The sequence below is a fragment of the Streptomyces tailanensis genome (assembly GCF_008386495.1).
Taxonomy (GTDB): domain Bacteria; phylum Actinomycetota; class Actinomycetes; order Streptomycetales; family Streptomycetaceae; genus Streptomyces; species Streptomyces tailanensis.
On the sequence record NZ_VTHJ01000038.1, the window covers coordinates 70,915 to 93,712 of the forward strand.

The following is a 22,798-nucleotide window of genomic DNA, read 5'->3' on the forward strand; positions in this document are numbered from 1 at the left end:
GCGTGCCCGTGCGGCGACGGCCATGACGGCCGGGGACCCTTGCCCGTTCAGGGCGACGCGGCCGGGCGAGGCCGCGCCCCCGGAAAGCGACTTTTCCTGCAAGATGCACCAGTGCCGCCTCGGTCGGCGCCGTGCTCCGTCCCCTGCGACGAAAAAGGGATCGAAGATGATCAATGTAGGTGTGCGGCGCTCCCGCCGACTCGGCCGCGGCGGTATACGCCGCGTGGTTCCCCTCGCTGCCGTGGCCACGGCAGGTGCCCTGCTGCTCTCCGCCTGCGGCTCGGGATCCGAATCGGGCGGGACCTCCAAGTCGCTGACGTTCTGGATCTCCACGGTTCCGGGGCAGGACGCGGGCTGGAAGAAGATGGTGGCGCAGTACGAGAAGGAAACCGGCGTCAAGGTCAAGCTCGTCAACATCCCCTACGACGGCTACACGACGAAGCTGCGCAACTCCGCGCAGGCGAACTCGCTGCCCGACGTGGCGGCCGTGCCGGCGCTCGACCCGATCTGGTCGAACAAGCTGATCGACCTCAGCTCCATCGCCGACAACAAGACCAACAAGATCAACGCCAACTTCGTGGCCAAGGATTCGTCCGGGAAGGTGCTGTCCATCCCCTCGGACGTCACCGCGTCCGGCATGTTCATCAACAAGTCGCTCTTCGAGAAGGCCGGCGTCTCCTACCCGACCTCGCCCGACAAGACCTGGACCTGGACCGAGTTCATCAAGGCGGCGGACGAGGTCCGGGAGAAGACCAAGGCCAAGTACTCCCTGACCTTCGACCAGTCGCCGTCCCGGCTGCGCGCCATGGTGTACGAGATGGGCGGCAAGTACGTCCACGCCGACGACTCCGGCAAGTTCTCGGTGGACGCGGCGACCAAGAAGGCCGTGAACACCTTCGTCGGATGGAACGACGACAAGACCATGCCGAAGTCGGTGTGGACCAGCGGCGCCGACCCGTCGGCCATGTTCCAGAGCGGTGACGTCGTCGCCTACTGGTCCGGCGTGTGGCAGGTCGCCGCCTACGCGGAGAGCATCACGAAGTTCGAGTGGGCGAGCGTCCCGACTCCCGCCCAGCCGGTGCAGGCCAGTGACGTCAACAGCGGCGGCATGACGGTCGGCTTCAACAACAACGCCGACGCGGCCGCCGCCGCGAAGAAGTTCCTGTCCTGGCTGTACGAGCCCGACCACTACAAGGCGCTGTGCGAGGCCTCCGGCTTCCTGCCGGTCGAGAGCGGTCTGAACCCGAAGTACCCCTTCAAGTCCGAGGCGGCGCAGGCGGCGTTCAAGCTCTACAACGAGTCCATCCCGCTCTACGACCCGATCTCCGGCTACTTCAACAGCGCGCAGACGAACTGGGTGCTGAAGGGCAAGAGCCTCGCCGACGACCCGACCAAGGCGGAGCTCGGCAAGGCGATCAACGGCGAACAGTCGGCCGACAAGGCCCTGCAGAACATCGTGGACGGCTACAACCAGCAGGTCGGCGGCTGAACGTAGGCCGGCGGGCCGGGCGGCGGGGTCGAGCCCTCGCCGCCCCGCCCGGGCGCCCGGCCCATGCCGGCCTCATGGTGTGAGCCCCAGGAATCCATTCCACCAGCACGGAGTCAGGAAGATGACAAAACGCGCCTCGGACGTGTCCGCGAGCCCGCCCAGGAGACGCAGTAAGTACACCCTTGCGCCGCTCGTCCTCATCGCGGCCAATGTCGTGCTCTTCGCGCTGTTCTTCCTCTGGCCGGCGGTGATCGGGCTCGTCTACTCCTTCACGAACTACACGGGCGTAGGGGCGTTCCAGTTCGTCGGACTGGACAACTACCAGAAGCTGCTCGGGGACTCGACCTTCTACGCCGCGACGACCCGCACGCTGCTGTACACCGTGCTCTTCGTTCCCCTGAACTTCGTGTTGTCGCTGCTCATCGCCAACGTGCTGGTGAGCAAGCACGCCAAGGGCGCGTCGGTCGCCCGCGTCTTCTTCTTCATCCCGTGGCTGCTGTCGCCCATCATCGTGGGTGTCCTGTGGCGATGGCTGTTCGGTGAGAACTTCGGACTGGTCAACTACCTCATCGAGAAGGTCGGCGGAAGCGCCGTTCCGTGGCAGTCGAACGCGGACCTGTCACTGATAGTGGTCGTGGTGGCGGCAGCCTGGGCCTGGACGGGCTTCTCCATGCTGCTGTTCATCGCGGCGATCAAGAACGTACCGACGTCGTACTACGAGGCGGCCGCGCTCGACGGCGCCGGTCCGTGGCGCCAGTTCTTCAGCATCACCCTGCCGAGCATCGCCCCCACGTCCTTCATCGTCATCCTGCTCAACACGATCCACGCGATGAAGGAATACGCGGTGTTCGCCTCCCTCAACAACGGCGGACCCGGAACGTCGAACAACCTGCTTGTCCAGTACATCTACCAGACGGGGTTCAAGACGGGCCAGATTGGCTACGCGAGCGCCGCGTCGTTCGTGCTCATGCTCATCCTGATGGTCGTCGCGATGATCCAGATGATGGTCAACCGGCGGGTGGAGAACCGATGACAACCACAGACACACTGCGCAAGGTCGACGCCGATTCCGTGCCGGCCGTCTCCAGGAAGCGGCCCCGCGGCGCGGCAAGCGGTGGGCTTCGGCGCGCGATTCCCGCGACGACTCTGCTGTGGGTCCTGGCGGGCCTCTACGGGGTGCCGGTGCTCTGGTTCGTCCTCAGCTCCTTCAAACCGGCGGGAGACCTGTTCTCCCTTCCGCTGACGCTGTTCCCGGACGACCCCACCGTGTCGGGTTACAAGGAAGCGTGGGCAAGCGCCAACTTCTCCCAGTACTTCATCAACACGACCATCGTGTGTGTGATCGCGACGATCCTCACGGTGGGAGTCAGCTGCTGCACCGGGTACGCGCTGGCCAAGTACGACAACAAATGGCTCAAGGCCTTCTTCGTCTGCATCCTGGCCACCACGATGCTGCCGGCCGAGGTCATGCTCGCCCCGCTGTTCCTGGTCGTCCGCGACCTCGGCCTCTACAACTCGCTCGTCGGCATCATCCTCCCGGCCCTGCTCACCGCGACCGGGTGCTTCATGTTCCGCCAGTTCTTCCTGACGGTCCCCGACGAGCTCATCGAGGCCGCCCGCATCGACGGGGCGCGTGAGCTGTCGATCTTCCTGAGGATCATGGTGCCGATCTCCCGGCCCATCATGCTGACGCTCGCCATCCTGTCGTTCCAGTGGCGCTGGAACGACTACATCTGGCCGCTGCTGATGCTCAACGACCCCGAGAAGTTCACCGTGCAGATCGGCATCCAGAGCCTCGTCGGCGCGCAGAACATCAACTGGTCGGTGCTGCTCGGCGGTTCGGTCATCTCCATGGTTCCGCTGATCGTCGTCTTCCTGGTGTTCCAGCGTTACGTCATGAACGCCGACATCAACGCCGGACTGAAGGACTGACCTTGCCCACCCCGCTCGACCACGAGTTCGTCCGCGCGGCGGCCCGCGCCGCCGACCGGCAGGCCGCCCCGCTGGCGGCCCGCCCCGACGAGGAACCCGCCGGTGTGCCGCACCGTGGTCTGGCGCGACGGGTGAAGACCCTGGTCGCGGCATACCGTTCCCCGGACTCGGCACTGCACGGCAGCGGGCGGGCCGTCGCCGCCGCGACGACCCACCTCCGCGCCCTGCGGGCCGCGCAGACCACCACCGGGCTCTTCGCCGGCGGCGACAACGTGCAGTCACCGCCGGACTCCGCGTTCACCGTCAACGACGTGTGCGACGCGCACGTCCTCGCCGCCGACGCGGGCCCGGAACTGCGCGACGTCACGGCCGCGCTCGCCGACATCGCCGACGCCGCCACCGGCAGCCTCCTGACCGGTGGGGTGCACACCCCGAACCACCGCTGGGAGCTGTGCGCGGCGCTGGCCCGGCTGCACCGGTCGTTCCCCGACGACCGGCTGCTCGACCGCGTCGAGGAGTGGCTCGCCGAGGGCGTCGACATCGACGCGGACGGCCTGTACTCGGAACGCAGCGCCAACTACGCGGCCCATGTGTCCAACCCGTCGTTGCTGCTCCTGGCCGAAGTGCTCGGCCGCGCCGACCTGCTGTACGCCGTCGAACGCAATCTCGCCACGACCCTGGACCTGATCAGGCCGGACGGCACGGTGGAGACCGTCCACTCGCGACGGCAGGACCAGAACCACCCGTTCCCGCTGGCGCCCTACCTGCCGCACTACCGGCTGCTCGCGATCCGCACCGGCCGGGGCGACTTCGCACGGGTGGCGCGGCTGGCGGCCGCCGGCGGTGTCGACGACCCCGACCTGCTCGCCGAGACCCTCCTCACCCCGGACCTGTGCCGCGTCCTGCCGGCACCGACTGCGGAGCCCCTTCCGCGCGACCGGTACCTCACCACCGCACGCCTCGCCGCCCGCACCTCGGCAACCGCGCACACGGTGGTGTACGGCGGCTCCGACGTGCCCGAGCACCGGCGCATCCGCTCGGGCCTCGCCTGCAACCCCACCTTCCTGCGCCTGTTCGCCGGCGACGCCGTCCTCGACGCGGTCCGTCTGACGCGAGGGTTCTTCGACCTGGGCCCGTTCCGCGCCGCCGACATGCGACAGCCCGCCGACAACCGGTACCGGCTCACCGAAACCCTCACGGCCGCCTACTACCAGCCGCTCCCGACGGACCGGAGGCGGGACGACGGCGTCTACCGGCTGGCGGACGAGGGCCGCTTCTCGGCCGCGATGGCCTTCCCGGACCGGCCCCGGGACGAGGTCTCCCACACGACCCGCGTCGAGGTGGACCTGCGGGAGGACGGCGCCGACCTGCGGATCGACATCAGCGGACCACGGGTGCCCTGGGCCCTCGAACTGACCTTCCGGCCGGGCGGCGTGCCAGAGGGCGCCCTACCGATCGGCGACGGACGCTGGTGCCTGACGACCGGGCCGATGACCTACCGGGTCGGTGACGACGAGATCCGGGTCGAGGCCGACACCGAGGCAGGCGAACCGCTTGCCGGGCCGGACCGGAGCGAGGTACTGCGGTACGACCCGGGTCAGGACTACACCGTGGTGGGCGGCACCGACGCGACGACCGGGAACCGGGTCTACATCGGTGGGCTCGGCCCGCACACACTGACCGTCGCACTGCGCGCCCGCCGGCCCGCACCCGTCGTGTGACTCCGGCGAACCACGCCATGGCCACCCCAGGCATGAAGGGCTGATCCCCGTGCACCTCACGTCCCCTCCCGTGCACCTCACGCACCAGCGCGGCCCGTTGCACGACCTGCCCGACACCCCGGAGGCGTACGACGCGGTCCTCGCCGACGTCGTCGAGCAGACCCTCGCGCGCATCACGCCCGAGGGCAACCTCGAACACCCCGACTGCGGCGACGACATCGGCGACACCTCCCTCGGCATCACCTCGCTGCTGGCCCTCGCCTGGCAGCGCACCAAGAACCCGCGCCTGCCGGAGGCAGTCCGCCGCAGCACCGACTTCCACCTCCGGGAGCGCGTCTACACGGACGACAACCCCGGCTACCCGAACCTGAGGCTGCGCAACTCGGGCCTCCCGTACGCCCGTTACACCCTGGCGCCGGGCGCCCACCCCATCGGCGACTGGCCGAGCACGGTGTGGGCCCTGCTCCAGGCCGTCAACCTGCTCGACCTCGCCGAGGGCCTCCTCGACGACGAACAGACCGACGCCCTGCGGGAGATGAGCCGTGGCTACTGGCGCTGGCTCACCGAGGCGACCTTCTTCAACCCGCAGGAGGCCGGCAACCAGGCCATCGGCTGCGTCGTCGGCGGCCTGATGCTGGCCCGCCACCTTCCGCCCGAGGACGGGGAGCGGGTCCGCAAACAGGCGATCGCCCTGTACGTCGACGAGATCCGGGCCCACCGGGTACGCGACCGGGGCGCCCTCCTCCCGCCCGAGCACGGCGGCGCCTACGACAACAACTACGGCCCGATCTCCCTGTCCTTCCTCGCCCAGGCCCACCGGGTGAGCGGCGAGCGGATCTTCGCCGAGGACGGCGAGGTACTCGCCCGCTACATCGACGCCCGCCTGACGGTCGGCGGCTTCGACAACGGCGGCCCGCGCTACAGCGAACAGCACTCCGGCTTCGAGTCGGTCCTCGGCCTGCGCTACTTCGGGCACCGCATCGGCGCCGACCTCGGCCGCTACCGGGGCGACACCCTCCCCCACTGCCTAAAGGGCGTGGGAGGTACCCCCACGGGCCGCCACGCGGTCAAGCCGGACGGCGGCGTCGACGGCCACTTCGCGTGGATGCTGGTCTGGCAGATCCAGGACACCACGCCCTGGCACCGCACACCGTCCACCGAACCGGTCCGGCACCAACTCCGCGCGGGCGGCGTCTCGGTGGCTTTCGACACCAGGATGACTCCGTCGCTGATCGAGGCGGACGGCACGTATTTCCTCCCCGCGGCCGTCAACCGCCAGCACGGTTTCGGCCCGGTCGTCGACGGCTTCCTGCTGTGCCGCCCCATGGGCGAGACCCGCGTCCGGGACGTCCGTGCCGACGGGTTGGCGGCCAAGCTGGTCACCAAGCCGGTCGTCACCCGTGACCACGTCCTGCGCCATGTTCAGTCCCTGTACGTTACGGACGGGACACGCCTATGGACGACGGTCGCGGTGGAACGCCTCCCCGGTGAGCCCTATCTGCTCGCCGGACTCCCGTATGTGGCGGACGACGGTGACGGCCTGCGCCGGATCTCGGAGGCCGCCGTGGCCTCCGCCGGCGGCCTGCGGCTGACCCACCCCACAGCCGAGGGCGTGGAGTTCTTCGACGCCCGCGCCGAGATCACCCAGGAACAGGCCGCCTTCGCCCTGGCCGCCGACCCGCGCGGCTACGGCAACCCCGACGAGGGCTGGGCCCACCTGGTGGCGTCCAGCGCCCTCGAAGCCGAACCGGCCCCCGGCTCCCCGGACGACCTGAACGTCTTCGCCGTGCGCTACGGACCGGGTGACTCCTTCACCGCCACCTTCGAACGCACCCCGGAGGGCCTGGCCGTCCGCACCGAGGCATTCACCGCCCTGATCGGAGATCCTGCGGGCGACGAGAGGGGTGAACCGCTGCTGACACTGCAGGGCTGAGCACCGGGTTCAGAAGGGCATCGCCGTCCCCGGCACGACCAGATCCGCCCGTACCCGTGTCTTGGCCACGAGGCCGGCGTTGCGCTGGTCCGTGCCGAGGACCCAGGCGACCGCCGCGTCATGGCCCTTGCCGAACTCCTCGTGGCGGGCGATGAGACGGCGGACGCGTTCGGGCTCGTCGAGTTCGCAGAACCACACCTCGTCGAGGTGGGAGCGGACCCGGGGCCAGGGGGCCTCGCCCAGAAGGAGGTAGTTTCCCTCGGTGACGACCAGGCGGGCCGTGGGCGGGATCGGGATCGAGCCGGCGATGGGCTGTTCCAGGGTGCGTTCGAAGCCGGGGGCGTAGACGATGTCGTGCTCGTCGTCGTGCTCGTTCTCGTCCTCGTGGAGTCGGCGGAGCAGGGCCGCGTAGCCGGACGCGTCGAACGTGTCCGGCGCGCCCTTGCGGTTCCGGCGGCCGAGACGGTCCAGTTCCACGTCGGCGAGGTGGAAGCCGTCCATGGGGACGTGGGCTACCCAGGGGTCTCCGTCGCCGTTGAGCGTGCGGGTCAGCCTCTCGGCCAGTGTGGTCTTGCCGGCGCCGGGGCTGCCGGCGATGCCGAGTACGGCTCGGCGGCCGGGGCGGACCAGTGCGGTGGCCCGCCTCAGCAGGTCGTCGAAGGTCAGGGGCATGAGAACGACGGTAGACGGAAACCACGTACTCCATGGCGTGTGAGCCGCAGATCAGCCGCAGAACGCCGACTCCAGCGTGCGGTTCATGGTGGCGTACACCGTGTCGTTGTTGGACGTGTTGGCGAACGAGGTCAGACTGCGCCCGCCGTCCTTCGACGTGAACGCCCATGTGTAGTAGCCCTGCACGGTGCCCGTGTGCCCGTACACCGAGATCCCGCACGACAGATCACGCCGGCGCAGCCCGAGCCCGTACGCCTGCGTGCTGTTCACCGGTGTCCACCGCAGCATCTGCTTCAGCTGGGCGGACGAGGTGAGCTTCCCCTTCATCAGTGCGGTGAGGAACTTGTTCACGTCCTTGGCACTGGACACGAGTGCCCCCGCGCTCTGCGCCCACGACACGGTCTGCCGCGTGGAGTCGATCTTCCGGCCCGCCGAGTCCGCGGTCATGTAGCCGCGGGAGTACGTCCCCGGGATGGTGTTCCGCGGGTGGACGTAGTGCGTGTCCGCCAGCTTCAGCGGCTTGATGATCCGATTCCGGTACGCGGTCGCCACCGACTTCTCGGTGATCCTCTCGATGAGCATGCCCGCCACGATGAAGTTGGTGTTCGAGTACGCGTACACCGCGCCGGGCTTGTTGGTGAGCGGCTGGGCCAGCGACAGGTCCATCAACTGGCGGTAGGTGAAGACCCTGTTGCGGACGTTCTCGAAGCCTGGGACCGCGCGGGCGAAGAGGGTGCCCGCGTAGTCGTACAGACCGCTGCGGTGGCTGAGCACATGACGCACGGTGATCCGCTTGTCGGGCAGCAGCCCCGGCAGATAGGTGTTGACCGGGGTGTCGAGCTTGATCCTGCCCTCGTCGACCAGTTGCAGCAGGACCACCGCCGAGAAGGTCTTGGTGACGCTGCCGATGCGGATACGGTCCCCGGTGGCGATGGCCCGCCCGGTGCGCCGGTCGGCGACACCCGCCGAGAGCCGAAGCGCCGTTCCGTTGTCGTCGATCCTCGCGAACGCGCCCGGCGCGCCCTGGGACAGCGCCGTGCGCAGCACTTTTCGTAGCGCCGCGCTGTCCGGTGGCGCCAACGCGGCAGCGGGTGCGGCCGCCTGCGCTGGGACCGTCAGGAGGGACAGCACCACCGCGCCCAGTGTCGCCGCGCTCACGCCCACCGTGCTCGAAACCATCTGCTTCGTCCTCCCGTTGCGGAGACACCGACAGATTGAATTGGAGTCGAGCGATCACAGAGAGTCAAGAAGCCATGTCTCTAGGCGAGTTGACTGACTCGAACGGGGGAGAAAACCGGCAGACAGGTTTCAGCCGCCGAAGAGCTGCGTCCAGTACGTGCCTGCCGTGCCGCCTCCGGCGAAGCCGACACCTATATGGGTGAAGCCGGGTTTGAGGATGTTCGCGCGGTGCCCGGGACTGTTCATCCAACCGCGTACGACCTCGGCGGCGGAGCGTTGCCCGCAGGCGATGTTCTCCCCGATGGACCGCCGGGTGGAGCCGGCGGCGGCCGCGCGGTGCCAGGGTTCGCTGCCGTCGGGGGAGGTGTGCGCGTAGAAGGCGCGCGCCACCATGTCGGCGCTGTGTGCCTGGGCTGCGTTCGTGAGCGGGCGGTCGTAGGAGAGCGGAGGGAGGCCTGCGGTGGCTCGCTCGGCGTTGGTGAGGGTGATGACCTCGGTGGCTGTTCGCTCCAGGCCGGCCGGGGTGAAGGGCTGGGCCCAGAGTGCCGTCCAGAAGACTGTGCCCGAGAGGGGGTTGGTGGCGTGTGCGAAGCCCGCCTCGCTGTATGCGGGTCCGTGGAGCGTCCCCTTGGCCTGTTCGTCGGAGAGGCAGTAGTCCACGAACTCGGCGGGGGTGCGCGGACCTGAGACCAGGTGTTCGCCGATGGTCAGGTATGTATAACCGCCGGCGGTGATGCGTTGGTAGACGGAGACGCCGTCGGCGCTTTCCGACGCGAGGCGGCCCTGTGCGGCCATCGCGGTGGCGTGGGCTTGGGCTGCGGCTGTGAGTCGCGGGTTCAGTGATACGGCTTGGGAAGGTGCGCAGGCGCGTGCCGAGTTGACGAGGCCGAGGAGTCTCACAGCGCTGGCCGGTGGGGGCTGGTCGCGCCCACGCGGCGGAGCCGCAAATGTCACAGCCCCGCGCCCCTGACGGGGCGCTGATGCGGGCGGAGTCGCAGAGGCGTCCTCGGTCACCTCCACGCCGAAGTCCCTCGCGATCCCCGCCAACCCCTCCGCGTATCCCTGCCCCAGTGCCCGTATCTTCCAGGCCGGGCCGCGGCGGTACAGCTCCGCCAGCAGCAGTACGGTCTCCCGCTGGGGCCTCGGGGGTGTGAAGCGGGCGATGAGGCGGGCGCCGGCTCGCGTGACGTGCAGGGTGGGTGGCGGCAAGTGGCCCAGCGGTGTAGCCGGGTCGGCGGGGCTGATGGCGATCGTGACGCGGGTCGCGCCCGCGCGCAGCGCGGACGGCTCGACCGTCAGTTGCCCGCCGTCGAGGCGGGCCCCCGGCGTTGTCGGCTGGTTGTAGAAGACGAAGTCGGCGTCGCCGCGTACCTTGCCGGTGTCGTCGGTGATGAGGGCGGAGATGTCGAAGGGGCCTGGCACCCTGATCGTCAGGGTGCCGTTCGGCAGGGGGAGATTGCCCCCGGGTACCAGCTCGCTCATCGGTGCCGTCCGTCGCAGTGACCGTCAGCCCGACAACGTCTCATCCCCGCAGGGCGGTTCCCGTATCGTTCTGTGCCTCGGTGGCCAACTCGCCGTGCCGGCCCGCGCGCATCGACCGCAGCGCCAGCAGCAGGACGCCGATGTCGTCGAGGTACACAGGGTCGGGCATGAGGTCGGTCGGCAGGACCAGGTAGAGGACGGCACCCCAGAAGACCCACTTGGGGCCGGTCGGCAGTCCGGCCCGGCGCAGTTCACGGCGGGTGCGTACGAGTCGGAGGAGCAGCCACACGGCCACGCCGAGGACGGCGGCCGCGGCCACCGCGATCGCGATGATCACACCCCAGGTCCAGGAATCCATCGGTCCCGCCCCTCGCTCGCGTGTACGCGTACCCTCTCATCCTCTTTCCCGGGACAGGCGCCGCCTACCACGGTCGGGTGTGGCGGGTTCAGTGCGAGGCGCGGGCCAGGTTGTGGTCCACGAGGGCCTGGCTGACGGCCCTGATGCTGCGGGCGATGTGGTTCAGCTGCATGACCTCGGCCGCGTACATCTTGATCGTGTGCTCGATGACCGACTCGGACATGCCGAGACTGGGGAGTTCGGAGCGGGCGGTCTGCAGGGCCGTGCGGGCGACGCGGATCTCGTGCTGGACCTGGATCTGGGCGTGGCGGGCGAGCAGGACGGGGTGGCGCATCATCGCCGGGTAGCTGCCGTAGCGGGCCGGCACCAGCTCGCGCAGCCACTTGGCCGCGGACCGCTCCCAGTCGTAGCTGCCGGGGGTCTTGACCTGACACGGCCAGTCCGTGCGGATCGGCGAGGAGGTGAGGGCCATGTTCAACGCTCCGGTCTTGCATCGACGCCAGTTCAGTGCGACTCGGGTGGAGTCCTGGCGGCCCCGGTCCAGGGGATGGCCGGGGCCGCCGCGCCCGGGGCGCCGTGGTGGGTAGGAGCGGACGGACCCGGGCGGACGACGTGACGCCGGTGTCCGGCCGGGTCACGATCCGCGAGCAGTATTTATATATACCGATGAGTTTGCAAGGACATGAAAAAATTCATGCCGGGAAAGTTCTGAATAATCCGGTGCTATCGGTACGTGGTGGGATCAGTCCCTGAGGAAGAACTGCTGCTGCTCGGACACCTGCTCGTACGCCTCCAGCCGGGCCTGCGTCCGCTCCGGGTCGGCGTCCGTCATGGCCTGGAGCAGGGCGGAGGACATCATCACGGGGGCCGCGTAGGAGTCGAAGACGAGGCGTGAGCCGGTGCCGGTGGCGAACACGGCGTCGGCCTCGTCCGCCAGCGGTCCGAGCCCCAGGTCGGTGACCAGGGCGACCTTCAGCCCGGCGTCGCGGGCGACCTGGAGCGCGGTGAGCGTCTCCTGCGCGTGCCGGGGCATGGAGAACGCCAGCACCCAGGTGCCGCCCGCCTCCCGGGACTGCAGCAGGGCGTCGTACGCGACCGTGCCGCCCTTGGTCACCAGCCGGACGTCGGGGTGGATACGGCGGGCGGCGTAGGCGAAGTACTCGGCGAGCGCGCCGGAGATGCGCAGCCCGAGGACGGTCAGGGGCGTCGAGCGGGACAGGGCGCGGCCGATCTCGATCACCTGGTCGGGGTCGGCGAAGTCGCGCCGCAGGTTCTCCAGGTTCTCGATCTCGGCGTCCACGGCCGCCTGGAGCTCGTTGCTGCGGTCCGGCGCGGGGGCGCCCGGTGCGCTGCCGAGCGTGGCGAGCGCGATGGACTGGAGCTGCTCGCGCAGGGCGGGGTAGCCGCTGAAGCCGACGGCCGCGGCGAACCGGGTCACCGAGGGCTGGCTCACCCCGACGCGTTCCGCGAGATCCGTGATCGACAGGAACGCGGCCTCGGTGATGTGCTCGATCAGGTACTGCGCGATGCGCCGCTGCCCGGGGGAGAGCCGGGGCCCGTCGAACAGTTCCCTGAGCCGGGACGTGGGGGACTGCTCGGTCTCCGGGGCGGTCCGCCCGGACGTGATCGCTGATGCCTGCGCACGTGCCTGCTGCGGCGATGGCACCCGCGCGCCTCCTTCGTCTCCCACGACCACTCAACATAGCCCACGGGCTGTGCGGCACCGGGCGGATCGAGTCGGACCCCGTGAGGCCCGGCTGGCCTCCTGACCGGCGGGCGCCGTCTCGCGCGACCTGCGCGAACCCTGTTTCGGGCACACCATGGGGGTACCCGCACCCTGTCGTCCACACCAGGGAGGACGCTCGTGACCCTGCCGCGACTGCCCGTGTCCCAGGTCGAGGTCGTGCTTTGCGACTGTTCCGCACAGGACGCCGAACGCGTCTTCGCCTGCCTGTGCGGCCATTTCGAGTCGGACCGGCGCACCGACGAGCCGCCCCACGAGGCCGGCGACGACCGGCCGACCATGTGGACCGGCCACTACGACACGGCCGCCGTTCCCACCGGTGCCGAGGAGCACGCCGAACCGCTGTCCGGGCCCGTCACGGTCGACGTACAGGGCAGTCCGCCCGCCGTACGGCTGCTGCGGGCGGTCCTGGAGGAGGCGTACACCGTGCTCCAGGTGGGTGTGGACGCCGGTGACCAGGAGGTCCAGCTCCAGCTACGGGTAGAGGGGCCGCGGGGACGTCGCTGATCGCGAACTCGGGTGTGCGGTTCGCTCACGGGAACAGTCGGTCGAGGAAGACGTTCCCGTACACCCCGTGCGGATCGAGCCGGTCCAGGATCTCCACCGCCCCCTCCCACCCCGGCCCCTCCCCGTCGTCGAAGGACGCCGGTACGACGGTGCCCAGGACCTCCTGGTCGCTCCAGGCGGCCTCGTCGGTGTAGCCCCAGGCCTTGGACCACTCGACCCGGGTGAGGGCGTGGCCGCCGTCGTACGTGGTGATCAGGAACCGTTCCAGGTCCCGGAAGAACGCCTCCGCGTCCCGCGTCCCCGGCAGTGTCAGCACGTTCAGCCACACCGCCGTGTCCCACTCGGGCCGGTCGGCGCGCGGCCGCAGCGCCGACAGCAAGGGGGCGCGGGCCCCGGCCGCCCCGACGTCGGCCGGATCGTCGAGGCCGCTCACCCGGATCTCGACCGAACCATTGACAGGGAAGCGCCCCTGGGCGGCGTACGCGGTGAGCCGCTCCCGGTAGAAGGCGGTGAACTCGGAGACGACGCGCTGTACTTGGTCCCGCGAGGTGAGCACCGCGTACCCGTTTGTCGTGACCCGCAGTGTCGTCGGCTTCAGATACAGCAGGGTGTTCTTCGACGGCCCCCAGATGTCCGCCGACCGCGTGGTCACCAGGCCCAGCGACGCCGCTGTCAGCTGCGCGTTGCCCAGCACCGGGGCCAGATGCCAGGCGGCGTCCGACACCATTCGCCCGACGAGGTCGGCGACGACGGGCGGCACGTTGTCGGAGAAGGGGTAGTTGTACGGCGACGTCACGCGGCGGGAGGTCAGTGGGCGGGTCGGCGCCACGCTCCACACCTTCAGCCAGGGGACCTCGGTGAACGCGAACCAGATCGCTTCCAGTCGCCCCGCCTCGTCCAGGAAGCTCTCGAAGGTACGGCCCTGGGTGCCCGGCGCGGCGAACAGCTCGGCGGCGGGGATGTCGGTCCGGCTCAGGCACCGCAGATTCGTGTTGGCCCCCACCCGCAGCACGAACTCCGTGACCAGCGCGCGGCCGACGTGCGTGAGCAGCGCGGCGCCGTCCGCGTCGTCGCGGGTGAACGTGCGCAGGACGTACGCGTCGCTGTCGGCGTCCCACACCACCGCCGTCAGCGACAGCACGAGATTGCTGAGCGAGCCGTAGGTGTGACCGGGCAGCCGTCTCTCCCCGTTGGCCGGGACGGCGGTGCCGTGGGCGTCGATGGCCAGGGCCCCACCGATCGACAGGTCACCGGGCGCCGGGCAGGCCGTCACCCCGAGCCCATGGCCCTCCAGGAAGGTGAGCAGCGCCTCCGACGAGGCACCGGACCCGACCCGGACGGCGGCGGGGTCGGTGGATAGGAGGGTCATGCCAGTGAGGTGCGTGGTCGTGTCGACGAGCAGCACCGGTGCGCCGGACTCGGTCCCCGGCGTGATGGTCAGCGGTGACCAGCCGTGGGACAGACCGCGCGGACGAACCTTCCAGCCTTGTCGCCGGGCCCAGTTGACGACGGCCACCACCTGGTTCGCGTCGGCGGGCGCGCACGCCCACAGCGCGGACGCGGTGATCTCCCCGCCCCAGTTGCGGTACGCGGACCGGTACAGCTCGACGCCCTCCGGGAAGTCCGGCAGCTCGGCCGCGGCGGCGGCCGGGTCCTGGCGGACGAACTGCGGCGTGAGAGCGAGCGCGGCGGCGAAGAGCAGGAATCCCCGACGGGACGTTGCGGAAGAGTCGGTCACCGCAGTCACGCTAGGTGGGGTATTGGCACAAGTATCCGATCCGCCAACTGGATTCACTCGTGTGGGTGAAGTGGCTTGTGTCTGTGGTGGGTTGTCGGGGTGGTGGCGCCATCCAGGGAAGGGGGCATCGACCGAGCCGGGAGGACGTGCCATGACCGAGGCGAACGACCACCGTGACCGAGGCCGTGACGAGACGGAGGAGGAGCGCGCCGACCGTCGATGGGGCGAGCTCATCCAGGAGGTGCGGGTCGCGCAGACCGGAGTGCAGATCCTGTTCGGCTTCCTGCTGACGGTCGTCTTCACACCGCGCTACGAGCAGTTGCCGCAGACCGAGAAGACCATCTACATCGTGACGGTCGTCCTCGGCGCCGCCGCCACCGGCGCCCTTGTCGGCCCGGTCTCCTTCCACCGCCTCGTCACCGGACGGCGCGTCAAACCGGCCACCGTGCGCTGGGCGGGCCGAATGACCGTCGCGGGCCTGATCCTGCTCCTCGCCACGATGACGGCGGCGCTGCTGCTCATCCTGCGGGTGGCCACCGACGACGCATACGTGCCCTGGCTGGTGGCGTCCCTGCTCGTCTGGTACCTGCTGTGCTGGTTCGCGCTGCCGGCCTGGATCCGGGCCCATCACTCCGGCAGGTGACGTCCGCCGGTTGGCGTGAACGGTGCTGTTGCCCCTGGGCTTCGTGATGCGCCAGCGTGACGTGTCATGGACCGTGACCAGAGTCGCCTCACCCCGTCCCTGACCCGCCGTCAACTCCTCGCCGCCACAGGGGCCGCAGCGGTCCTGGGTACCGCGGCCACCGCCACCGCAGCCGTCGCCCGGCCCCGCACCGCCCGCACCGGCCTCACCCTCTCCTTCACCCGCGCCACCAACGGATCGGCGACATTCGCCCCCGCCGGTGACACGCTGATCGCCGAGATCCAGAGCGGGCTGTGGTCCCTACCCCGCACCGGCGGCAAGGCGGTCCCCCTCACCCCGGCCGGTCTCGAACCGAACCGGCCCACCCACTCCCCGGACGGCGAACTCATCGCGTTCTGCGCCTACCAGGGCGGCGGCTTCCATCTGTGGACCATGCGCCCCGACGGCTCCGACCTGCGACAGCGCACCGACGGACCCTGGGACGACCGGGGACCGGCCTGGTCGCCCGACGGCACCCGGCTCGCCTTCGGCTCCGAACGCGGCGGCGGCCCCGTCACCCCCGCCAACGGGTGCCCGTACCGCGTCCACGTCCTGGACCTGAGCACCGGCGACATCACCCGAGTCACCGGACTCCCCGGCCAGGAAGGCCCCCTCCAGGACGGCGCGTGGGAGGACTTCGACCCCACCTGGTCACCGGACGGCACCCGACTGCTGTTCGTGCGCGCCAAGGTCACCACCACGGCCACGGGCCCGAGCGCGGAGTCCCGGACCATCGCCGCCGTGGCCGCCGACGGCACCGGCCCGGTGACCGTGGAGCACACCGAGACCGTTGCCGCACAGGTCATGACACCCGCCTTGGCCCCCGACGGCCGCCGCCTCGCCTACTTGCGCACCACCGGCTCACCGAACGGCTCCTGCACCCTCGTCGTCGACGGCGAGCCCGTCCCGGTCGACGGGGACATCGCACCCGTACCACCCCGCTGGACGGCGGACGGGCAGCTCCTGCTCACCCTCGACGGACAGTTCACTCTCGTGAACCCCGGCGAACCCGCGCGGCCCGAGGCCATCCCCTTCGAGGGCGTGCTCCCCGTGGACCGGCCGCGCTACCGCGTCAAGGAGTACGACCTCGGAGAGGCGCGCGTCCGGCCGGTACGCGGCATCCACCTGCCCGCGCTGTCACCCGACGGCCGCAGTGTCGCCTTCGCCGCCCTGAACTCGCTGTGGCTGGCGGGTACTTCGGGCGGCCGCCCGCCGAAGCGACTGCGGAAGTCGCCGCCCACCCGCTACCTCCTCGCACCCTCCTGGTCGCACGACGGACGATCCCTCGTCTACGCCGACGACCGCGACGGCCTGCTCGGCGTCTACCGGCACGATCTCGCCACCGGGAAGGAGACCGCCCTCGCCACCGGCGGCCGCGTCATGCCCGCCCCCTCGCCCGACGGCAAGCGGCTGGCCTGCCTCGACATGACCGGGCGGCTCGTCGTACGCGACCTGGCGAGCGGCGAGGAACGTGTCCTCGTGACGCCGCTGAACGGTGGCGGCATCCCCGGCAGACCGAGCTGGTCGCCCGACGGACGCCACCTCGCCCTGTGCGACCGCAACCGTCTCGGCGCCCGCTTCCGGGAGGGCTACAACCTCATCCGGATCGTCGACGCCACGACCGGCGCCGACCGGCTGCACGCCGTCGCACCCCATACCTCGATCGCCGACCGGTACGACTCCGGGCCCGTCTGGTCGCCCGACGGCCGCTGGATGGCCGTGATCGTGGAGTCCGCGCTGTGCCTGCTTCCCGTCACCCCCGACGGCAGCCCACGCGGCGAACTCCGCACCCTCACCACCGAACCCGCCGACCACCCCACCTGGTCAGGCGACTCCAAGACCCTGCTGTACCTCTCCGGCACCCGGCTCCGCCTCATCGACATCTCCGGCGCCAACGCCCGTACCGTCCGCGTCCCGCTCGACCGCTCACGCCCCGCACTCGCCGATACGGTCGTCCACGCCGGACGGCTCTGGGACGGCACCGGCGACACGGTCCGGGACGACGTCGACATCGTCGTACGCGACGGCCGTATCACCGCCGTGGAACCGCATCGGAACACCCGCCGGGCGGCCCACCGCCACATCGACGCCTCCGCACACACCGTGCTCCCCGGCCTGTGGGACACCCACACCCACCCCTGGCAGAGCACCTACGGCAGCCGCCAGGCCACCGGGCAGCTGACCTACGGCGTCACCACCGCCGTCTCCCTCGGCGGCTTCGCCTACGAACAGGTGCGCATCCGCGAGGAGGTGGCGTCCGGCAGGCTCGCCGGACCCCGGCTGCTCACCACCGGTGAACTCCTCGACGGCGCACGGGTCGCCTACAGCATGGGACGCGCCCACCGGACCAGGGAAGGGCTGCGACGCTCGCTGGAGCGGGGCGCGGCGCTCGACTGGGACTTCGTCAAGACCTATGTGCGAGCGCCGAGTTGGGTGATGAGCGAGGCCGCGCGCTTCGCCCACGAACGGCTCGGCATACGCACCGGAGGCCACCTGCTCTCCCCGGGGGTCCAGCTCGGCCAGGACCTGACGACCCATCTGCAGGCCACCCAGCGCGCGGAGTTCGGACACGCGATCACCACCGCCGGGCGCGCCCACCAGGACGTCGTCGAGATCTACAGCGCACAGGGCGTCGACTTCTCCCTCATCGCGACCCCCTTCACCGCCGCGCCCCTCCTCGGCGCGGACCCCTCTCTCGCCGACGACCCCCGCGTGAGTGCCGTCATGCCCCCGTGGGACGCCGCCACCGTACGGCAGTCTGCGGGCGTCCCACCGACTCCCGCCCAACTCGCCACGCTGCGCACCGAGATCGACATCTACCGGCGGATCCTGGCGGCGGGCGGCCTCATCGCCCTCGGCACCGATCAGCCCCTCGGCCCCGTCGGACTCTTCCTCCACCTCGCCCTGCGCGCCCTGCACGACGGCGGACTCACTCCGGCCGAGACCCTGCGCACCGCGACCGTCATGCCGGCCCGGCTGTTCGGCCTCGACGACCACCTGGGCACCGTCGAGACGGGCAAGCTCGCCGACCTGACCGTCGTCGACGGCGACCCTTTCACGGACTTCGCCGACCTCGTCCGTACAATCTCCGTTCTCAGGGGCGGAACCCCCTACACCACCGAGGAGTTGGTGGCCGCGTACCAGCCGTCGGCGCGGCGTGCGAAGGCTGCCGAGACCGAGGAGGGCTGGCTGGAGGTGGGGCGGCTGATGCGGCGGGACGGGTGCTGCGACGGCCACTGAGGGTTTCCACGAGCATGGCGGCCGGGGTCTAGTGATCGGTGTCCTTGCCGATGAACAGCTCCGCGGAGGTCGACGCGGCCGCGGGGGAGTCGAGGATACGGCGCAGCCGGGCCATCGCGGAGCCCGCCCGGAAGGCGTCGCCGGACGACGGCCCGTGCAGCAGCTCCGCCAGCCACTGCGAGAACTCCTGGTACTGCCAGACCCGGCGCAGACAGGCGTCCGAGTACCCGCGCAGCCCGCTGTCGTCGCCCTTGCGGACGTACGCGATCAGCGCGTCCGCGAGGAGCAGGGCGTCGTGCAGGGCGAGGTTCATGCCCTTGGCGGCGATCGGCGCGACGAGATGGGCCGCGTCGCCCGCGAGGTACAGCCGGCCGTACGTCATCGGCTCGGTGACGTAGTTGTGCATGTCCAGCACCCGCTTCTCGACCAGCGGGCCCTCGGTGAGCGGCCGCGCCCCCGGCACCGCCAGCCGGGCGTGCAGTTCGGACCACACCCGCTCGTCCGGCCAGTTCGCCGGGTCGTCGCCGGCCGAGACCTCCAGGTAGTAGCGGGTGACCTCGGGGCTGCGTGCCATGTGGCCGGCGAAACCCCGCGGATGAACGCCGAGTATCACGCAGTCCGACGACGGCGGCGCCTCGGCGAGCAGCGCCAGCCAGCCCACGCCGTGGTCGTGCCGGGCGACCGTGGCGTGCTCCGCCGGCAGGGCGGTCCTCGTCACGCCGCGCGCCCCGTCGCAGCCCGCGACGAACTCGCAGTGCACCAGCCGTCGTTCGCCCGTCTCCGGGGCCGTGTACGACACCGAGGGCCGCTCGCCGTCGAGGTCGTGCGGCTCCACGTCGCGCACGCCGAAGCGGATGTCACCGCCCCGGACGTCCGCGTACTCCCGGACCAGGTCCGTCACCAGGAGAGGCTGCGGGTACACGTAGTGGTGGTGCCCCGTCAGCTCCGTGTACGGGAACTGCCGACGCTCCCCGCCAAAGCGGAACTCGAACTCGGTGTGCGTCGGCGCCCCTGCCACGATCCGGTCCGCCAGGCCGCGCCGCTCCAGCGCGCGAACCGCCCACTCCTCCAGGAACCCGGCGCGCGGCCGCCGCTCGATGAACTCCCGGCTCTCGGTCTCCAGCACCACGCAGTCCACGGAGGCGGCCCGCAGGATGTTGCCGACGGTCAGCCCGGCCGGTCCCGCGCCGACGATGACGACGGGGGTGCGCTCGGCCGGGGAGGAGGTGGGGGACGTGGGGGTGGTCATTCGAGCATTATGCCGGGCGGCCAAGGCCGTTGAGGCGATGAGAAGACCGGTTCCTGAGCGCCTGAGGGCGCTACAGGCCGAATCGCCGCGCCCACTCCATGATGTCCGCCGTGGTGGCGTTGCCCCCGCACACCACCAGCCCCAGCCGGGCCCCGTCGCCGACCCGCTCCACGACCTGCCGGGCCGCGGGCAGCAGACACCCGGCGGCAGGCTCCGCCCACACCTTGGCGTGCTCGGCGAGATCGAGGACGCCCCGTACGGCCTCGGCGTCCGAGACCACGAGGATGTCCTCGACGAGGGCGGACACGTGGTCGTACGTGAGCTGTGAGACGGCGGGCGGGCTGAGTGTGGTGACGATGGAGGAGAGGTCGACCGTGACGGGGCCGCCCGCCGCCAGCGCCTCGACCATGGTGGTGGCGCCCTCGGTCTCCACGCCCCAGACGCGGACGTCCGGACGCAGCGCCTTGAAGGCGGCCGCGACACCGGCGATCAGGCCGCCGCCCCCGATGCTGACGAGCACGTCCGTCAGTTCGCCGGCGTCCTCGGCGAATTCCAGGCCGACAGTGCCCTGTCCGGCGATCACCAGTTCGTCGTCGAACGGGTGGACGAGGGTGAGGCCCTCCGAGCGGAGCCGCTCGGTGAGCGCGAACGCCTCCGCCATGCCGTCGGTGAGGCGCAGTGACGCGCCGGCCGCCTCGACGAGTTCGGTGGACCGCTTGGGGGCGGTACTGGACATCACCACGGTCGCCTTGATGTGCAGGGTGGCCGCCATGTGCGCCAGCGCGATACCGTGGTTGCCGCCGCTGACCGCCACGACACCGGCCGCCCGCTCGGCGTCCGTCAGCGTGAGCAGCTTCGCGGTGGCGCCGCGGGCCTTGAAGGAGCCGGTGCGCTGGAGCAGTTCGAGCTTGGTGGTGACCGGGGTGCCGAGGAACTCGGAGAGCCCCGGGCTGTCGATGGTCGGCGTCCGTACGACATGGCCGGCGATCCGCTCGGCCGCCTCCCGGATGTCGGAGATCCCGATCAACACACCCACCCCGTTTCTGGTTCCACTATGTCTCGACGTCGACGTTACGTCCTCGGATTGATTTCGCCCCCGCCGCCCCTACCCATTCCCATCCCCAGGGGCGCTGCCCCTTCGACCCCGGACGTGCTCCCTGGGGGCTGCCGCCCCAGACCCCCGCTGGGGGGAGAGGGGGTGGGGGGCGTTTGTATGTGCGGGTTGTGTTGGGCTTGTCGCGCAGTTCCCCGCGCCCCTGAACGGCCCTGCGGGCCGCTGAAAAGACCGGGCGCACCCCGTCTTTTCAGGGGCGCGGGGAACTGCGCGACAAGCCCCCACTCACCCGCGCCCGCCATACAAACCGCACCCCCGAGCTCTCCCGCGCAGGGGGTTGAAGGGGCGCAGCCCCTGGGGATGGGACGGGTAGGGGCGGCGGGGGCGGAAACCCGCCCTAGAGCTACCGCAAGGTCAGGCCCGGCGGGAGCCGAGTACGCAGAATTCGTTGCCCTCCGGGTCCAGGAGTGTGACCCACGAGTACCCGGCCTCGGCGTCCGCGTGGCGGGCGCCGAGGGTGAGGAGGCGGGTGACCTCGGCCTGCTGGTCGTCGGGGCGGAAGTCGAGGTGGAGGCGGTTCTTGTGGTCCTTGGCTTCGGGGACCTGGACGAAGAGCAGGCCCGGCACGCGGTCCGGGGTCGGCCGGATCTCGAACTCCTCGGGGGAGTCCTCGACCACCACCCAGCCGAGCGCCACGGCCCACCAGTGGCCGAGGGCCACCGGGTCCGACGAGTCCACGATCACTTGCTCCCACTCCAAGGTCACAAGCGGGGAGGGTAGTGAAGACTTGGCATGTCAGCCAAACTTTTATACAGAGAGGTGGCCGATGACGACGCGCCCGATCACCGCCGGAGTGGACGGTACGTCCGAGAGCCTCGCCGCGCTGGCGTGGGCCGGCCGGGAGGCGGTACGGCGTGGGCTGCCGCTGCGGGTGGTGCACGCCTGGCAGTGGCAGCCGCACGAGGCGATCACCGTGGACCGGGACGGACAGGCGCGGTGGGCCCGTGAGGCGCTCGCGGAGGCGGCGCGGGGCGTCGCCGAACGGCACCCGGAGCTGGAGGTGACGACGGAGTTGGTGGAGGGGCATCCCGTCGAGTCGCTGGTCGGCGCCGCGGAGCACGCCGAGATGCTGGTGCTCGGCTCGCGCGGGCACGGCGTCGTCGTCGGCTTCCTGCTGGGCTCCGTCGGACAGCAGGTGCTCGTCGAGTCCCCGCGTCCCGTCGTGTTCGTGCGCGCCGAGGACAGCCCCGCCGCCGAGGCCGCCGGGCGTGAGGTCGTCGTGGGCCAGCACGGCTCACCGCAGGACAGCGCCGACGTGCTGCGGTTCGCGTTCGAGACCGCCGCGGCACGCGGCGCCGCCCTGCGCGCGGTCCGGGCGTGGACGCTGCCGCCGCTGTACGCGTACAGCCCGGGCTCGCTGCGGCTCCTCGACGAGGCGGGCGGGCTGGAGCCGTACGAGAAGAACGCCCTGGCGGAGGCGCTCCAGCCGTGGCGGGAGCGGTTCCCCGATGTGCCGGTGACCCAGCACGTCGAGATGGGCAGCGCCGGTCAGGTCCTGCTGTCCGTGGCCGGGCGGGCCCAGCTGATGGTGGTCGGGCGCCGCGCCCATCGTACGGCCGTCGGCGCCCGTATCGGCTCGGTCGCCCACGGCGTCCTGCACCACGCGCACTGTCCGGTGGCGGTCGTCCCGCACGAGTGAGCCCTAGGTCCTGTCGTCACATTCCCGTCGTCCGCCCGGAGGGCGGGCCGCGCGCCCGCCGCGGTAGCGGCTGATGTCCGCGTAGGTGCGTGCTCTGGGCGTGCCGGGCGAAAGCCCTC

The 22,798-nt window shown here is 70.7% G+C and carries 19 protein-coding genes; 9 read left to right on the forward strand and 10 right to left on the reverse strand.

The features are described 5' to 3' along the window. The first annotated feature begins 166 nt into the window (after positions 1–166). From F3T56_RS27800 to F3T56_RS27820, 5 genes are all read left to right on the forward strand, one after another. Positions 167–1,489 carry an extracellular solute-binding protein gene (locus F3T56_RS27800; RefSeq protein WP_149828104.1) on the forward strand — a complete coding sequence of 441 codons (1,323 nt, stop codon included), beginning with the start codon at positions 167–169 and terminating at the stop codon, positions 1,487–1,489. A 121-nt stretch (positions 1,490–1,610) separates the two neighbouring features. After that, positions 1,611–2,522, forward strand: a complete 912-nt coding sequence (locus F3T56_RS27805; RefSeq protein ID WP_149828105.1) for a carbohydrate ABC transporter permease — start codon at positions 1,611–1,613, stop codon at positions 2,520–2,522. Next, the gene (locus F3T56_RS27810) at positions 2,519–3,421 is read left to right on the forward strand and encodes a carbohydrate ABC transporter permease (RefSeq protein WP_149828106.1); all 903 of its coding nucleotides are present in this window, start codon (positions 2,519–2,521) and stop codon (positions 3,419–3,421) included. Before F3T56_RS27805 ends, F3T56_RS27810 begins: the two co-directional genes overlap by 4 nt. 2 nt (positions 3,422–3,423) lie before the next feature. Continuing rightward, positions 3,424–5,142: a hypothetical protein gene (locus F3T56_RS27815; RefSeq protein WP_149828107.1), complete on the forward strand. Its 1,719-nt coding sequence runs from the start codon at positions 3,424–3,426 to the stop codon at positions 5,140–5,142. Positions 5,143–5,212: 70 nt separating this feature from the next. Next, complete coding sequence (locus F3T56_RS27820; protein WP_149828128.1) at positions 5,213–7,075, forward strand: hypothetical protein; 1,863 nt, start codon at positions 5,213–5,215, stop codon at positions 7,073–7,075. A 9-nt stretch (positions 7,076–7,084) separates the two neighbouring features. Here F3T56_RS27820 and F3T56_RS27825 read toward each other — a convergent pair whose 3' ends face one another. The 6 genes from F3T56_RS27825 to F3T56_RS27850 all read right to left on the reverse strand — a co-directional run bounded on the left by F3T56_RS27825 (position 7,085) and on the right by F3T56_RS27850 (position 12,432). Then, the gene (locus F3T56_RS27825) at positions 7,085–7,747 is read right to left on the reverse strand and encodes a nucleoside/nucleotide kinase family protein (protein ID WP_149828108.1); all 663 of its coding nucleotides are present in this window, start codon (positions 7,745–7,747) and stop codon (positions 7,085–7,087) included. A gap of 51 nt (positions 7,748–7,798) precedes the next feature. Then, positions 7,799–8,926, reverse strand: coding sequence for a serine hydrolase domain-containing protein (locus F3T56_RS27830; RefSeq protein ID WP_172639170.1), 1,128 nt, complete (start codon positions 8,924–8,926; stop codon positions 7,799–7,801). A 129-nt stretch (positions 8,927–9,055) separates the two neighbouring features. Beyond that, positions 9,056–10,408, reverse strand: a complete 1,353-nt coding sequence (locus F3T56_RS27835; protein ID WP_149828109.1) for a CAP domain-containing protein — start codon at positions 10,406–10,408, stop codon at positions 9,056–9,058. 40 nt (positions 10,409–10,448) lie between these two features. Beyond that, on the reverse strand, positions 10,449–10,766 hold the full coding sequence (locus F3T56_RS27840; RefSeq protein ID WP_149828110.1) for a YkvA family protein: 318 nt from the start codon (positions 10,764–10,766) through the stop codon (positions 10,449–10,451). 88 nt (positions 10,767–10,854) lie between these two features. Next, a complete protein-coding gene (locus tag F3T56_RS27845) occupies positions 10,855–11,238 on the reverse strand; it encodes a hypothetical protein (protein ID WP_149828111.1) in 384 nt (127 codons plus the stop codon). Positions 11,239–11,508: 270 nt separating this feature from the next. Next, positions 11,509–12,432, reverse strand: coding sequence for a MurR/RpiR family transcriptional regulator (locus tag F3T56_RS27850; protein WP_149828112.1), 924 nt, complete (start codon positions 12,430–12,432; stop codon positions 11,509–11,511). A 198-nt stretch (positions 12,433–12,630) separates the two neighbouring features. On the opposite strand from F3T56_RS27850, the gene F3T56_RS27855 reads away from it, so the two are divergent. Further along, positions 12,631–13,017, forward strand: coding sequence for a hypothetical protein (locus F3T56_RS27855; RefSeq protein WP_149828113.1), 387 nt, complete (start codon positions 12,631–12,633; stop codon positions 13,015–13,017). Between the two features lie 25 nt (positions 13,018–13,042). On the opposite strand, the gene F3T56_RS27860 is transcribed toward F3T56_RS27855, so the two are convergent. After that, positions 13,043–14,755, reverse strand: a complete 1,713-nt coding sequence (locus tag F3T56_RS27860; RefSeq protein WP_149828114.1) for a cholesterol oxidase substrate-binding domain-containing protein — start codon at positions 14,753–14,755, stop codon at positions 13,043–13,045. 151 nt (positions 14,756–14,906) lie between these two features. Here F3T56_RS27860 and F3T56_RS27865 point away from each other — a divergent pair, with 151 nt between their 5' ends. Continuing rightward, positions 14,907–15,398: a DUF6328 family protein gene (locus F3T56_RS27865; RefSeq protein WP_149828115.1), complete on the forward strand. Its 492-nt coding sequence runs from the start codon at positions 14,907–14,909 to the stop codon at positions 15,396–15,398. 66 nt (positions 15,399–15,464) lie between these two features. Further along, positions 15,465–18,677, forward strand: a complete 3,213-nt coding sequence (locus tag F3T56_RS27870; RefSeq protein WP_149828116.1) for an amidohydrolase family protein — start codon at positions 15,465–15,467, stop codon at positions 18,675–18,677. A 28-nt stretch (positions 18,678–18,705) separates the two neighbouring features. Here F3T56_RS27870 and F3T56_RS27875 read toward each other — a convergent pair whose 3' ends face one another. The 3 genes from F3T56_RS27875 to F3T56_RS27885 all read right to left on the reverse strand — a co-directional run bounded on the left by F3T56_RS27875 (position 18,706) and on the right by F3T56_RS27885 (position 21,745). Beyond that, entirely contained in the window at positions 18,706–19,926 is a 1,221-nt protein-coding gene (locus tag F3T56_RS27875; RefSeq protein ID WP_149828117.1) for a 4-hydroxybenzoate 3-monooxygenase, read from the reverse strand. Positions 19,927–19,996: 70 nt separating this feature from the next. Then, positions 19,997–20,953, reverse strand: a complete 957-nt coding sequence (locus tag F3T56_RS27880; protein WP_149828118.1) for a threonine ammonia-lyase — start codon at positions 20,951–20,953, stop codon at positions 19,997–19,999. A gap of 441 nt (positions 20,954–21,394) precedes the next feature. Continuing rightward, positions 21,395–21,745 (reverse strand): VOC family protein, encoded by a 351-nt coding sequence (locus F3T56_RS27885; RefSeq protein ID WP_149828119.1) that lies wholly within the window; start codon positions 21,743–21,745, stop codon positions 21,395–21,397. A 61-nt stretch (positions 21,746–21,806) separates the two neighbouring features. Here F3T56_RS27885 and F3T56_RS27890 point away from each other — a divergent pair, with 61 nt between their 5' ends. Next, entirely contained in the window at positions 21,807–22,679 is an 873-nt protein-coding gene (locus F3T56_RS27890; RefSeq protein ID WP_149828120.1) for a universal stress protein, read from the forward strand. The last annotated feature ends 119 nt before the right edge of the window (positions 22,680–22,798 follow it).

Excerpts from the sequence above, each read along its gene's own strand:
- F3T56_RS27805 (WP_149828105.1), top strand. The coding sequence starts at position 1,611 with ATGACAAAACGCGCCTCGGACGTGTCCGCGAGCCCGCCCAGGAGACGC.
- F3T56_RS27865 (WP_149828115.1), top strand. The coding sequence starts at position 14,907 with ATGACCGAGGCGAACGACCACCGTGACCGAGGCCGTGACGAGACGGAG.
- F3T56_RS27870 (WP_149828116.1), top strand. The coding sequence starts at position 15,465 with ATGGACCGTGACCAGAGTCGCCTCACCCCGTCCCTGACCCGCCGTCAA.
- F3T56_RS27830 (WP_172639170.1), bottom strand. The coding sequence starts at position 8,926 with ATGGTTTCGAGCACGGTGGGCGTGAGCGCGGCGACACTGGGCGCGGTG.
- F3T56_RS27800 (WP_149828104.1), top strand. The coding sequence starts at position 167 with ATGATCAATGTAGGTGTGCGGCGCTCCCGCCGACTCGGCCGCGGCGGT.
- F3T56_RS27875 (WP_149828117.1), bottom strand. The coding sequence starts at position 19,926 with ATGACCACCCCCACGTCCCCCACCTCCTCCCCGGCCGAGCGCACCCCC.
- F3T56_RS27840 (WP_149828110.1), bottom strand. The coding sequence starts at position 10,766 with ATGGATTCCTGGACCTGGGGTGTGATCATCGCGATCGCGGTGGCCGCG.
- F3T56_RS27845 (WP_149828111.1), bottom strand. The coding sequence starts at position 11,238 with ATGGCCCTCACCTCCTCGCCGATCCGCACGGACTGGCCGTGTCAGGTC.
- F3T56_RS27890 (WP_149828120.1), top strand. The coding sequence starts at position 21,807 with ATGACGACGCGCCCGATCACCGCCGGAGTGGACGGTACGTCCGAGAGC.
- F3T56_RS27810 (WP_149828106.1), top strand. The coding sequence starts at position 2,519 with ATGACAACCACAGACACACTGCGCAAGGTCGACGCCGATTCCGTGCCG.
- F3T56_RS27825 (WP_149828108.1), bottom strand. The coding sequence starts at position 7,747 with ATGCCCCTGACCTTCGACGACCTGCTGAGGCGGGCCACCGCACTGGTC.
- F3T56_RS27835 (WP_149828109.1), bottom strand. The coding sequence starts at position 10,408 with ATGAGCGAGCTGGTACCCGGGGGCAATCTCCCCCTGCCGAACGGCACC.